The organism is Flavobacterium sp. DW-iso2 (genome assembly GCF_058725285.1).
The window spans coordinates 23,809-37,637 of sequence record NZ_JBZXDY010000017.1 but is presented as its reverse complement, the minus strand read 5'-3'; the positions used below and the strand labels follow the sequence as shown (position 1 = coordinate 37,637).

Sequence of the window (13,829 nt, the reverse complement as noted above, 5' to 3'; positions counted from 1 at the left end):
TTTTCTTACTTTTTACAATGGGTTAGTTTTATCCCAGTAATTTAGGTGAAGTTCGCATTTATAATATGAATGTAGAAAATAGTACTTCAATTATCGTTGGTTTAGTCCCGACAATTTGTAGGTCGGTAAAACCCAATTAGCTGTTATTATAATTTTTCACTAGAACGAAATATATTTTTCGCAACAAAAAATACAAGCTTTAAAATTCAAATACATTTAAGAATAAACCAAGTCAATAAAACCTATTAAACATGAAAAAAAACAAAACAATCGTATCGTCATTCGCAATTTGTTGCACTATTATCTTTTTTTGCCTTTCGTGCAAACAAGATAAATATAGTGAATCTACACATATTATTCCGCAAGCTTTTCCTAGTGAAGCAATTACAGGAATTAAATTCCCAACAGATTCCACCTTAATTTATAAATGGTTAAGTGAGCAAGATACAATTAGTATTTCTAAGCATGCATGGGGAATTTGGGCGGGACTTACTGCAGCAACAAATGAAACCATTGGAGGCGATAAACTGTTAGTTTTTGAAACATGGACTGGTACAAACGAGTTGCAAATCATGATGCAAAATGGTGGTTCAAAAATTCCTAAAACGAGTAGAACATTGCTTACGCATCCTAGCCAGTTTCATCATGCCGTTATTGATGATCAAGCTGTAGATTCAACTGATCGTCAATGGGTAACTGTGAACTACAGTCCTGATGCCGCAGCATTTGCATTAAATAAAGACATTTTTAATATAAAGAATTTAACGCCTTATTTGAAATCTAATAAAGGATCTGGTGCGATACCTGAATTCCCTAGTTCTTCAATTACTATTAAACCAACTTATTTGTATGTGAAGAATAATGGCAAGGAGTTAATTGCTATTCCAGTGTGGCCAGGGATGCCTGCGGTTGCCGATTCTATTCCTACTTTTAAAAAATATTGGAAATATGTTTTTGTTGACCCTACAAATAAAAGAGGGGTGAAAATTCCAATTCCTGTAGATTTTAGTGCAGAAAAAGATGTATCAAAAATTAGTAATGCTACTGTTAATATTAAGGATTTTATTCATTTTAAGGTCGATGCTGTAATGGCTGAATATCTTAATAAGGAGCAGGGGCAAGGTACGGCCCAAAAAGGGGATCTGGCTTTATTAATGGGTATGCACGTATCAACTAAAGAAATTGCTAATTGGACTTGGCAAACGTATTTTTGGGCTCCAGATCCTGCTAATCCTCCATCTCCAAGCTCTAAGTTTAACTATGATCAGCTTGTTAAAAGTAATATAAAGCTGAGTAAAGCCGCTGCTCATTATGCCGTTTTACCTGCTTATAATATGGTATGGCCAAACCAGCCAATAAATAACGGTACAAATGAAAATACTAAAGCTGTTTTTGGATTTAATCCCTACTTAGAAGCGTCTTTTGGACCCAGTACTTTTCCTGCTGAAAGTGTTCTTAAACAAAAGATGCCTAATGCAAAAGGATTTCGATATGGTATGCAAACGAATTGCATGAGTTGCCATGCAATGGCTACTGTAAATGGAGGTGGATATACTTCCAAAAACAAATCGTTTAATGGTCTTCCTTACATTACAGATCAATACATCAGTATGAATGATACTCTTTTTAACCGTTGGGTAAAACTTGATTTTGCATGGTCTATACAAGCGATGGCTTATCCAGATTCTTTGCGCAAGGCAAACAGTGAAAAATAGTAATTAGATATTTACTACGTTAAGTTATTAAAGCAATTTGTTATCTGAATTTTCAGAATCAGGTTTGTTTACAGCCAAGTGATTTTATTTTAATTACAGGCTAGTATTTAAAAATGTAGTAGTTATGGCTTAAGAATACAAAATAAAAAAGCAGTTGGTAATTATTTACCAACTGCTTTTTTTGTCTAAAATAGAGTTCGAAAATCTAGAAAAGCTTTAAAACGGTAATTTCATAACATATTTTCACCGTTCTATGACATATTTTTTATCAGAAAGGATATTCTAATGTAATTTCATACTATTAAAATCAATTTCAAATGAAAAAATTAGTCTTGAGTTTGAACGTCATCTATGATTCATTAGATAATATCAGTGTTTTTCGATTGGTAGCTGTTTTTTGTCTTGTAAGTTTAATTTTAACCTTTTTTATTTTATCTTTTCAATTTATTTGGTTAACTAGTATATAATTTTATGCAGCTTAGCGTTTTTGGAAAGCGATACGTTATTTGTTCGTAATTCCCCGATTCTTATTTTTATAAAACAGGGTATTCTTCGCAGGATAACAAGTCCTTCCTCTTTTTTTAAGTTATTAATACTATTTCAGCTTTTTTTCTAATTTAAGCGATTGACATTGTTTATGTCAATTAGAAATATAGTACGCTCCCTAATTATAAATAGGGTTCTATTCTTGCACAAACTACACCACTTAATTTGTCTCGCTGATAGCGACTCCAGATACGTCAGCAACTTTGCTGAGAAGCTTTCAGCATGCTAAATAGTAAAAGTGATTGTTAACTAAAGCACATTGGACTATAAAATAAATATAATTAGTATTATTTATAGTAGCAGCGTCGATGAAGCTAGTAGCAGAAAGATGCAAGACGCTTTTAATAGTCCTTTTGGTAATTATTGCTAATTGTATTTAAGTTGAACTCTTGTTTTACTTTCAACTTAAATTTTTCTTAAAAAACATACAAATAGTTAGGGAGTATGAAATAAAGAATACTTTTGCAGCACTAAAAAATAGTACTTTATAATGGACGATTATTATTCGGAAATGTTGAACTAATTGTAGCGCTTGTGTTATTTCAAGAGGCTATGCTAAACCTATAGAATTTTGAAATGAGAGCTTTTTATAAAAACAATAACGGATTAATTGCAGTGCAAGAATGGTTTCCAAACTGCTGGATAAATATCGAATGTCCAACGGAAGCCGAAAAGAAATACTTACTCGAAGAGCTTCAAATCCCCGAAGCCTTTTACAATGACATTGAAGATATTGACGAAAGACCTCGTATCGAGGTAGAAAACGGATGGACATTAATCATCATGCGTATTCCTGTGAAGAGCAATGATGTGAAACTTCCATTTCATACAATTCCTGTTGGGATTGTGTTTAGAGAGGAGGTTTGTGTTACTGTTAGCTTTCATCAGACTGAGATGCTTACCGACTTTGTAACATATACACAGAGAAAGAGTATTGATATCAAAGATAATTTCGATTTGGTTTTAAGACTACTGTTATCTTCAAGTATTTGGTATTTAAAATATTTGAAACAAGTCAATCAAAAAATAAAACTAGCCGAAGACAATTTGGAGAAATCCATAAAAAATGAAGAATTACAGGCTTTGTTGCAAATAGAAAAATGTTTGGTTTTCTTCATGACCTCTTTAAAGGGAAATGATATTTTACTGCATCGAATTAAAAACATCAAATCACAACGTGTTAATTATGATCTTGACTTGCTAGAAGATGTAGAAATTGAATTGCGCCAAGCTCAGGAAACAACTAATATTTATAGTGATATCTTGACTGGAACGATGGATGCGTATGCTTCAGTTATTTCTAACAACATGAATAATATCATGAAACAGATGACCTCAATCTCCATTATCTTGATGATTCCTACGGTAATTGCCAGCTTCTACGGGATGAATGTTCCTAATGGTCTGCAAAGCAACCCAATGGGTTTATGGATACTTGTATTAGTCTCTATTATTCTCTCTATTTTTGGGGTATTCTTGTTTAAGAGAAAAAGATGGTTTTAAAAATAAAAAAACGGTGTAAATAATTTTACACCGTTTTTGTTTTAATAGTCACCTCTTCCTTTAAATCTAGGATCATCTCTTTTGATGAATTCCGTTCTTCTTTTAGGAGTTTCTGCTTTTGGTAAACTCGCTTCTTCTGTTTTACTAGAAGGTTCGATAAGTTCGTTTAGTTCTTTTATTTCGGCGTCAGTTAAATCACGGTATCGCCCCATGGGGATATCAAGTGAAATATTGATGATTCGGATTCGTTTTAAGCCAATAACTTCATATCCTAAATACTCGCACATTCTACGGATTTGTCGATTTAAACCTTGTGTAAGAATAATTTTAAAGATATCATGACTGATTTGCTCTACTTTACAATTTCTGGTCACGGTATCCAGAATTGGAATTCCATTTCCCATTCTTTCAATAAAACGATCTGTAATGGGTTTGTTTACCGTTACCGTATATTCTTTTTCGTGATTGTTTCTAGCACGTAATATTTTATTGACAATATCACCATCGTTGGTCATGAATATTAATCCTTCACTGGCTTTGTCTAATCGACCAATTGGGAAAATACGTTTCGGGTAATTAATATAATCGATGATATTATTACGAACATCTAAGTTAGTTGTGCATTCAATTCCCACAGGTTTGTAGAAAGCCAAGTAGACTGGCTTCTCGTGTTTTTCACGGATCAGTTTACCGTCAATACGCACTTCATCATCCGGCGAAACTTTTGTCCCTAATTCCGGAACAACTCCGTTTAGGGTTACACGTCCTTCATCGATTAGTTTATCAGCTTCTCGACGGGAGCAATACCCAGTTTCTCCTATGAATTTATTAAGGCGTTTTAGATTATCTTCCATCTTGCAAAAGTAATCAATTTGGTAATTAGATACTATTTAAAATTGATTTGAAAAGTATTGTTACACAAAGATGCTCAAAGTTAAAACGCAGAGATGCTCAAAGTTTTTTTAAAAAAATTATAAAATTCTTCGTGAAGCTTTGTGTATCCTTTGTGAATCTTTGCGAAATAGTTTATTTTAAATTATTCAAATAAAAACCGAGAAATTTTAGTGTATAATTCGTCACTGTGCATGCTGTGACCTAGGCCACTAGTTTCAATGAAAACAGAATCTTTCCAGGTACTTGCTATTTTTTTTCCTTCTTCAAATAAAACTACGGTGTCATCTTTGTCATGAGCAATAAACCCTTTTGTTTGTATATCGGCGGCAAATATTTTGCCAGAAAAATTTTCTAATTTTAGTTTAAAATGCTTGAGGTAGTGTGCTTCTAAACCTCCTGAAATTATCGAATTTAAACTAAGCATTTCAATATAATTATTGAGTATGATTTTGAAATCACTTGGCGAACCTAATATGACTGTCTTTTCAATACTGTTATTGAGGTAGTTAGATTGATAGTACAAACAGGTTTTAGCACCTAACGAATGTCCGATGAGGTATTGCGGGTTGAATTTTTGAACTAGAACATCAATGAATTCGGCATACTGTGGAATATTGAATTCCTTGCCGCCCGAAAGACCGTGAGCAGGGGCGTCAATGGCAATAATGGTACTTCCTGACTTTCTTAAATAAGGTAATATATTTTCCCATCGTGAGGCATTACTTTCCCAGCCATGAGCTAAAAGAATAATAGTATCATTTCCTTTCCAAGTGTAGGTTTGAAAATGAGTTTTGTTGTGATAGTAGGTTTCTTTTTCTGCTTCTTGTAGTATTGCAGGAAGATTGTCTTTAGAGAGCTTGCCGTCTCGGGGTTCACTAAATAAAGTATACGCAAGTTGGGTGGCTTTTTCAGGCAATAGAAAACTTAGAACATTAATGTACAATCCGACAGATTTGGTAAAGAGGAAGTAGATTGTTTTTTTCACATGTAGATATTTATTGATTTTTATCGGTCATGTGTAATTCGCATACGATTATTGGTGTTTGCGAAGAAATTACGGTCATGCTCATTTCATAAAAAAAAAGTCCCGATATGAATCGGGACTTAAATAAATTTAAAATTTAGAAAATAATTTTTCCATTTTTTCTTTTTCTTCATCAGCTAGAACGCTGTCAACTAATATTCTTCCTGAATGTTCGTCGATTATGATTTTCTTTCTAGAAGCAATCTCAACCTGTGTTTGAGGTGGAATTGTAAAGAAAGATCCTGCAGATGCACCTCTTTCGATAGAAACAACAGCTAAACCATTACGAACGCTTGTTCTAATTCTAGTATAAGCAGCCATTAATCTAGCTTCAATTTGGCTTTGGTATTCATTAGATTTCTCTGTTAAAAATTCCTCTTCCTTTGCAGTTTCAGACATAATAGCGTCTAATTCTGATTTTTTATGTTTCAAGTGATTCGATTTTACTTCTAATCTTTCTTTAGATTGAGAAATAACGTCTTTCTTGTGCTCAATAGAAGCTTTCATTTCTTTCATTTGCTTTTCAGCCAATTGAATTTCAAGTTCTTGAAACTCAACTTCTTTTGTCAAAGAGTTGAATTCTCTATTGTTACGAACAGTTTCTTGTTGTTTCGTGTATTTTTTGATAGCCTCTTTGTGCTCGTCAATTGCATTCTTTTTTCCTTTGATAAGGTCTTCGATAACTTCGAGTTCACTTTTCAATTTTTCAGAACGTGTGCTTAAACCTGCAACTTCATCTTCTAAATCTTCCACTTCTAGAGGAAGTTCCCCTCTTACGTTTCTGATTTCGTCAATCCTAGAGTCAATAAGTTGTAAATCGTAAATTGCTCTTAACTTGTCCTCAACACTTAATTCTTTCGTATTCGCCATATTCTATAAGTACTTAACTGGATTTGTATTTTCTTCTGATAAAATGATTGCAAAATTAAGGATTTTTTTCCGAAGATAATCAACAATATAATTTTTTGTATAGCGTTCGCTTTCAAAATGTCCAATATCTGCCAAAAGAAGCTGATTTTCGGCCTCATAAAACTGATGGTACTTCAAATCAGCGGTTAAAAAAGCATCGGCTCCAGACCTAATTGCATTTTTTATCGCATAACTACCAGATCCACCTAAGACGGCCACCTTTTTTATCGGTTTTCCTGTAAATGCAGAATGCCTAATTCCTTCTGCCTGCATTTTTTGTTTCACAGCAGTTAAAAATGCTTTTTCATTCATTGGAGTTTCAAACTCACCAATCATTCCCAAACCTATATTTTGATGGCTATTTTGTAATTCATAAATTTCATACGCGACTTCCTCGTAAGCATGATTACTAAATAGGGTTTTAAGTATTTTTGATTCTAGATATTTTTCGAATGTCACTTCGATCTTAATTTCAGCGGTTTCCACAAATTCAAATCGCTCTCCTAATTGTGGATCGCTATTTTCGTTACCCATATAGGTTCCAATCCCTTTAGAGTTGAAACTACAATCTTCATAATTACCAATGTTTCCGGCTCCGGCGTCAAATAGTGCGTTGCGCACTTTTTCAGCATTTTCAGGAATAGTATAGGTAACTAATTTTCGAATGAAATTTTTTTGGGAATCAAGACCTTGGTGTTTTTAAGTCCTAATGCATCACAAAATATTTTATTAACTCCGTTTTGATGGTTGTCTAAAGCCGTGTGAACAGCATAAATGGCAATATCATTTTTTATGGCTTTGATTATGGAACGTTCCACGTAATTTTTGCCTGTTATTTTCTTTAATCCTGAGAATAAAATAGGGTGGAAGCATACGACTAGATTGCATTTTTTTGTAATCGCTTCATCGATCACATTTTCCAGTGCATCATGACATACCAATACGCCCGTAGCTTCTGTGTTTTGGTCTCCAACAAGTAAGCCTACATTATCAAAATCTTCCGCATAAGCAAGCGGTGCCATTTCTTCGAGTACTGAAAGGATTTCTTTTATTTTCATGATATTGGATTATTTAGTGGCTTGATTTTTCGAAAAAAAGAATACTCAAGCTAACAAATACACTTTTGATTTCAATTCAAAGATAATTTATTATACTTTCGTATAATGATTTTACTGCGAAAAATACTCTTTCCGTTTGCTGTTTTATATGGTTTCATAACGGGTATTCGGAATTTTCTGTTTGATCATGGAATTTTAAAATCCTATTCTTTTGATCTACCTATTATAGCAGTTGGGAACCTTAGTGTGGGTGGTACAGGTAAAACACCTCAAATAGAATACTTAATTAGGTTGCTTGCAAAGAACTACAATGTCGCGACATTAAGTCGGGGATATAAGCGAAAGTCTGAAGGTTTTATTTTAGCGGACGCTACATCTAATGCTGAAGTGTTGGGCGACGAACCTTTTCAATTCTATAAAAAATTTAAGAACGTTCAAGTGGCTGTTGATACCAATCGGAAGAACGGGATCGAACAACTGCTTTCGCAAAAGCAAAAGCCAGAGGTTATTTTACTGGATGATGCGTACCAGCATAGGAAAGTAAAAGCGGGTTTCTATATTTTGCTTACGTCTTATGGCGAGTTATATTGTGATGATTTTATTCTTCCTACGGGGAATTTAAGAGAAAGTAGGAGCGGAGCAAATAGAGCTACTATTATTATCGTTACAAAATGTCCTTCAAACCTTTCAGTAGCAGAACAAAATAGCATTAAAATCAGATTAAAAATCGCCAACAATCAAGAGCTGTACTTTACAAGCATTGAGTACGATGAATTTGTTTTTTCTGATGAAGAGCAAATAAAAGTAACGGATTTAATAGGGCGAGATAAATTACTTTTGGCGGGTATTGCAAAACCAGCATCTTTTTTTGCATATTTGCAGGCTGCAAATGATGTAACGATGGATTTTCCAGACCATCATCATTTTAGTGAAAAAGACATTTTAGACATTAAAAATAAATCGCTAAACAAGATCATTATTACTACTGAGAAGGATTATGTTCGATTGCAGGGACGATTGCCCGCCGATCAGCTTTTTTATCTACCGATAAAAAGTCAATTTCTCACAGCAGATGAAAAGTTTAGAAAAACAATTATGAATTATGTGGGAACAAGTACAAGAGACGGTAGGTTATATCAATAAAATAAATAATTTCAATCCTGAATACGGGATTATATTAGGTTCTGGATTAGGAAGTTTTACGGAGGATATTAAAATAGAATTTACACTACCGTATAATGAAATTCCTAATTTTCCTGTATCTACTGTTCAGGGCCATAAAGGGGCTTTGGTTTTTGGGACTATTGGTGATAAAAAGGTAGTAGCCATGCAAGGGCGTTTTCATTTCTATGAAGGCTATTCTATGAAGGAAGTTACTTTTCCAGTACGTGTGTTGAAATTTTTAGGAGTTAAAAAACTAATAGTTTCAAATGCATCAGGTGGAGTGAATCCTATTTATAAAATTGGAGAAATTATTATCATAAAGGATCATATTAATTTTACGCCAGAGCATCCGTTACGTGGTGTAAATGATGAACGTTTTGGTCCGCGATTTGTAAACATGAGCGAGCCTTATTCGAGAAAAATGATCGCAAAAGCAAAAGAGTTAGCTTCAGAATTAAATATAGAAGTGAAAGACGGTATTTATTTAGGTTTGCAAGGACCTAGTTTTGAAACCTTAGCTGAATATAGAATGGTAAAAATTTTAGGAGCTGATTGCGTAGGAATGTCTACTGTGCCTGAAGTTATTGTTGCACGTCACATGGATTTAGAAACGTTTGGAATTTCAGTAATTACTGATATAGGAGACGAAGATAATATTGATGCAATCTCCCATGACGATGTATTGGAAGCAGCCCAGAGTGCAGAGCCTAGCGTGAGACGCCTTATTCGAGAGCTGATTTTGAAGTACTAGTATTCTTGAAATTTTGTGCAATAATGGAATAAAAATCTTCAGGAGCAAACGGTTTTGTAATTACATCATCCATTCCAAAGGATAGTAACATGTCTCGGTTTTCATTTAATGAAATAGCGGTTAATGCTATGATTGGAGTATGGCTGTCAAATTCTCTAATGCTTTGTGTAGCTATCGTCCCATTGATTCCGGGTAAATGAACATCCATTAGAACTAAGTCGTAGGTTTTATTTTTGACAGCTTCAATTGCATCTTCACCGTTGTCTAGTACTTCACAGGATATTCCTTTATTCTCGAGCATTTTAGTAGTGATCATTTGGTTGATTTTATTATCCTCAACCACAAGTATTCTTTTATCTTTTAAAATAGATTCGTTAAAAATATGGATTTTTTCCTCAATTGCCAGGTGATGGTCGTTTACTTTAAATTGTAAGTCAAATGAAAATTTTGAGCCTTTCCCTATCGTGCTTTCTAATTTTATTTGCCCCCCTAGAATGTTAATTAATTTTTTTACAATTGTGAGCCCTAAACCGGTTCCTCCATATTTTCGATTTATTTCGATGGATCCTTGCGAAAAACTTTCAAAAACGGTTTCTAGTTTATCGGCATGAATACCTATTCCTGTGTCGATTATTTCAAATGACAAAATTGCATTCTCATTTTGTAATGATAGTAACTTGGTGATTGTAGTCACATTTCCATTTTTAGTGAATTTTAAGGCGTTGTTCATTAAATTCATAAAAATTTGTGACAATTTTGTGGGGTCACCCATCAAATTATCGGGTATGTTTGGGTCAATTACTAATGTGAAATTATTGTTGTTTTTTGTGGCTACTTCTATCAAAGAATTTTGAATTCCTTCTAATAAATGTTTGAGGTTGAAATTGATATTCTCCACTTCAACCTTGTTTGATTCTATTTTATTTATTTCTAGTATTTCATTGATAAAAGTGGTCAAATAATTTCCTGAAAATTTTAGAGAAGATAAATAATGTAGTTGGGATGTTTTAGGGTTTTCCTCTAGTAATAAATGGGTAATTCCATTAATGGCATTCAAAGGTGTTCTTAATTCATGACTCACGGTTGATAAAAAGTCAGCTCTTGCTTGCGATGCTTTTTCTGCTTTCTCTTTTGCTATGATTAACTCGTTATTTTTTTCTTGTAATAATAAATTTGATTTATTTCTAATGATGTTGTTTTTATATAGCGATAAACTCAATAGGGATAAAATTGAAATTAACGCAATGGCCAGAATATTAATAAGCTTAGAAAATTTACTATTTTTTTCTTTTTCAATATCTTGTAAATTAGATTTTTGTATTTTTTTTAATCGCTGGGCTTCCTTGAAATTTTCATATTCATCAATTCCAAGTTTTTCATTATTTGAAATCGCGAGGCTTTGTTTTAAATTTAAATGTTGCTGTAAAAAGGAGTACGCTGTGCTTTTATCTAAAATGCGATCATAAACGGAACTCAGCGCTAGCAAAATATTTGATTTCTGCGCTAGGTTCTTGTTTTTGGAATTTATGGCTAAGGCTTTGTTGTAATAGTTTAATGCTAAGTTATTTCTAGCGTTAATTTCTTCAATAAGTCCAATTTGGTATAATGCCTCTGCTTTTATATCCAAGGTAGTTGGACTGTCCGGTTTAGCAATTACCGAATTAAAACAGAATGAAGCTGCATTATAATTGCCGTTAGCTTTGTAAATAATACCTTTTTGAAGATTGATTAAATTATCATCAGTATCTATATTTAATTCTTTATAAATGGTCAATGCTCTAGTAAGAGCAGCTTCGGCAGCTTTGTAGTTCTTTGTGGCAATAAGGGAAAGGCTAAGGTAATAATAGCTATTGGCAGATTGAGCTGTATTATGTGGCAAGCTCTCGAATAAAGTGATGCTTTCGGTAAAATTTTCTGACGCATCGCTGTATTTATTAAGGTCATAATAAATTTTACCTAAATTATAAGTTTGGATAGCTTGGGCTTCAATTTTACCATTCTTGTCGCAATAAGTGATTGCTTTCTGGGTGAAACAAAGTGCGTTTTTGTATTTGTTTTCTCTGATGTTAGAATTTGCCTGATTGGTATAATAGGAAATACTGTCTGTACTCTCTTTTTTTTGAGAATAAAGAAATGAACTAATAAAAAACATATAAACCAAAAGGTATCTCATCTGTTATTTATTTTCTAAGCAGTTTTTATTTTACTGTCAATAGTATTAAATCTATTATTCTTGACGAATATCCTATTTCATTGTCATACCATCCCACTACTTTTACCATTTTATCAATCACGGATGTAAGTTGTGCATCAAATACACATGAATTGCTGTTTCCAATAATGTCTACTGAAACTATTGGATCTTCCGTATAATCTAAAATGCCTTTTAAATTATGTTGGGCAGCAAATTTAAATGCTTCATTGATTTCATCTATTGTAACGGCGCGCTTTACATTGAATGTAATATCCGTTAACGATCCATTAGGAACGGGTACCCGAATACCGCAACCCCCTATTTTGCCGTCTAATATAGGAAAAATTTTTGTTAATGCCTTAGCTGCTCCAGTTGTTGTAGGTACAATAGATTGGCTTGCCCCTCGTGCTCTGCGTAAATCTTTATGGGGTTGATCGTGCAGGCTTTGGTCTGTGGTATACGAGTGGATGGTAGTGATATAGGCTTGTTCGATGCCACATAGCTCGTCAATTACCTTCATCATGGGTGCAGCATTATTCGTCGTGCAGCTAGCATTAGAAATAATAGTTTCTGTACCGTCAAGGATATCATCGTTTACACCTACAACAACAGTTTTTATGCTGTCGACTTCAGAAGGAGCGGATAGGATTACTTTCTTGGCTCCTGCGATTATATGCGCATTTAGTTCTTCAAAAGTTTTATATTTTCCAGTAGCCTCGATCACATAATCGATATCTAAGCTTTTCCAATCTAAATTTGAAATTTGTTTCTCATGAAAAAATAAAAAATAGTCTTCTTCTACAAGAATTCCTTTTTCATCTGCGCTTACTTTGTAAGGTAAAACGCCATGAATGCTGTCGTATTTTAATAAATGAGCCATGGTTTTAGTATCGGCAAGGTCATTTATGGCAACAACCTCAATAGTAGGGTGGTTTAAAAGCAATCGAAATAGATTTCGACCAATTCTTCCAAAACCATTTATGGCAATTTTTGTTTTTTTATTCATTTTAAACTTTCATCTGTCCCTTCATAGGGTAGGCTTATAGAATATGCTTTTGTGCTTTGTAAGAGGAACGTACTAATGGGCCACTTTCTACATGACGGAATCCTAATTCTAATCCGTATTTTTCATAGATGGCAAATTGATCCGGTGTGATAAATTCTTTAACTGGTAAGTGTTTTTTGCTGGGCTGCAAGTATTGGCCTATTGTCACCACGTCTACATTAGCGTCACGAAGGTCTCTCATTGTCTGAAAGACTTCTTCTTCCTGTTCGCCAAGACCAAGCATAATCCCAGACTTTGTTCTCTTTATTCCTTTTTCTTTCAAGTATCTTAAAACTTCTAAGCTTCGGTCATATTTCGCTTGAATACGCACTTCACGAGTCAGTCTGCGTACTGTTTCCACATTATGGGAAACTACTTCAGGATTAGCGTCGATAATGCGGTCTATATTTCTTTCGATACCTTGAAAATCAGGGATCAAAGTCTCTAGAGTAGTCGTTGGGTTCATTCTACGAATGGCTTTTACAGTTTCTATCCAAATAATAGAACCTCCATCTTTCAAATCATCTCTGTCAACACTGGTAATTACAGCATGCTTGATATTCATGATTTTTATCGAACGTGCTACTTTTTCAGGCTCATCCCAATCTACCGTTTCTGGTCTACCGGTTTTTACACCACAAAAACCACATGAACGGGTACAGGTATTTCCTAAAATCATAAAAGTTGCAGTCCCTTCACCCCAGCATTCGCCCATGTTTGGACAGCTTCCTGATGCACAAATTGTATTCAAACTATATTTATCTACTAAGCCTCGAAGCTCAGTGTATTTTTGTCCTATCGGGAGTTTTACCTTCAACCATTTCGGTTTTTGAACAGGTAAAGTATTTTCTAAAACAGTTTCCATAAATTAATTATAAGACTGCAAATATAAGGAATGTTGATTTAAAATAGGGTGTTTCGAGTGTGAAGCTTGAGGATGGTTTTTATATTGCTTGTTTGTACCATTTTTGGAGCTATTCCCAGCTATTTATTGCAATCTTGCCTTTTAAAAAGGGTTTTTCTAAA

Annotated in this window: 10 protein-coding genes and 1 pseudogene; 4 read left to right on the top strand and 7 right to left on the bottom strand. The window is 33.8% G+C overall.

The features are described from left to right. Positions 1-251 precede the first annotated feature (251 nt). Entirely contained in the window at positions 252-1,715 is a 1,464-nt protein-coding gene (locus tag AC4PRO_RS12120) for a hypothetical protein (RefSeq protein WP_492117519.1), read from the top strand. Between the two features lie 1,122 nt (positions 1,716-2,837). Further along, entirely contained in the window at positions 2,838-3,764 is a 927-nt protein-coding gene (locus AC4PRO_RS12115; protein ID WP_074724396.1) for a magnesium transporter CorA family protein, read from the top strand. A 41-nt stretch (positions 3,765-3,805) separates the two neighbouring features. On the opposite strand, the gene rluF is transcribed toward AC4PRO_RS12115, so the two are convergent. From rluF to AC4PRO_RS12095, 4 genes and pseudogenes are all read right to left on the bottom strand, one after another. Then, positions 3,806-4,618 carry a 23S rRNA pseudouridine(2604) synthase RluF gene (gene rluF, locus AC4PRO_RS12110; protein WP_074724397.1) on the bottom strand — a complete coding sequence of 271 codons (813 nt, stop codon included), beginning with the start codon at positions 4,616-4,618 and terminating at the stop codon, positions 3,806-3,808. Between the two features lie 182 nt (positions 4,619-4,800). Then, a complete protein-coding gene (locus tag AC4PRO_RS12105) occupies positions 4,801-5,643 on the bottom strand; it encodes an alpha/beta hydrolase (RefSeq protein WP_074724398.1) in 843 nt (280 codons plus the stop codon). A 129-nt stretch (positions 5,644-5,772) separates the two neighbouring features. Beyond that, a complete protein-coding gene (locus tag AC4PRO_RS12100) occupies positions 5,773-6,552 on the bottom strand; it encodes a zinc ribbon domain-containing protein (protein ID WP_492117518.1) in 780 nt (259 codons plus the stop codon). Between the two features lie 3 nt (positions 6,553-6,555). Continuing rightward, a pseudogene (locus AC4PRO_RS12095) lies at positions 6,556-7,649 on the bottom strand (Nif3-like dinuclear metal center hexameric protein). A 105-nt stretch (positions 7,650-7,754) separates the two neighbouring features. Between AC4PRO_RS12095 and lpxK the strand changes: the two are divergent. Together lpxK and AC4PRO_RS12085 are read left to right on the top strand one after the other, a co-directional pair. Continuing rightward, positions 7,755-8,792, top strand: a complete 1,038-nt coding sequence (gene lpxK, locus AC4PRO_RS12090) for a tetraacyldisaccharide 4'-kinase (RefSeq protein WP_492117517.1) — start codon at positions 7,755-7,757, stop codon at positions 8,790-8,792. Further along, positions 8,752-9,564, top strand: coding sequence for a purine-nucleoside phosphorylase (locus tag AC4PRO_RS12085; RefSeq protein WP_492117516.1), 813 nt, complete (start codon positions 8,752-8,754; stop codon positions 9,562-9,564). Before lpxK ends, AC4PRO_RS12085 begins: the two co-directional genes overlap by 41 nt. On the opposite strand, the gene AC4PRO_RS12080 is transcribed toward AC4PRO_RS12085, so the two are convergent. The 3 genes from AC4PRO_RS12080 to lipA are packed head-to-tail and all read right to left on the bottom strand — an operon-like array spanning position 9,536 to position 13,668. Next, positions 9,536-11,737: a tetratricopeptide repeat-containing hybrid sensor histidine kinase/response regulator gene (locus AC4PRO_RS12080; protein WP_492117515.1), complete on the bottom strand. Its 2,202-nt coding sequence runs from the start codon at positions 11,735-11,737 to the stop codon at positions 9,536-9,538. The two genes, AC4PRO_RS12085 and AC4PRO_RS12080, sit on opposite strands and share 29 nt — an antisense overlap. A gap of 25 nt (positions 11,738-11,762) precedes the next feature. Further along, the gene (gene gap, locus AC4PRO_RS12075) at positions 11,763-12,764 is read right to left on the bottom strand and encodes a type I glyceraldehyde-3-phosphate dehydrogenase (protein ID WP_492117514.1); all 1,002 of its coding nucleotides are present in this window, start codon (positions 12,762-12,764) and stop codon (positions 11,763-11,765) included. Positions 12,765-12,798: 34 nt separating this feature from the next. Beyond that, on the bottom strand, positions 12,799-13,668 hold the full coding sequence (lipA, locus tag AC4PRO_RS12070) for a lipoyl synthase (protein WP_074724405.1): 870 nt from the start codon (positions 13,666-13,668) through the stop codon (positions 12,799-12,801). Between the last annotated feature and the right edge of the window lie 161 nt (positions 13,669-13,829).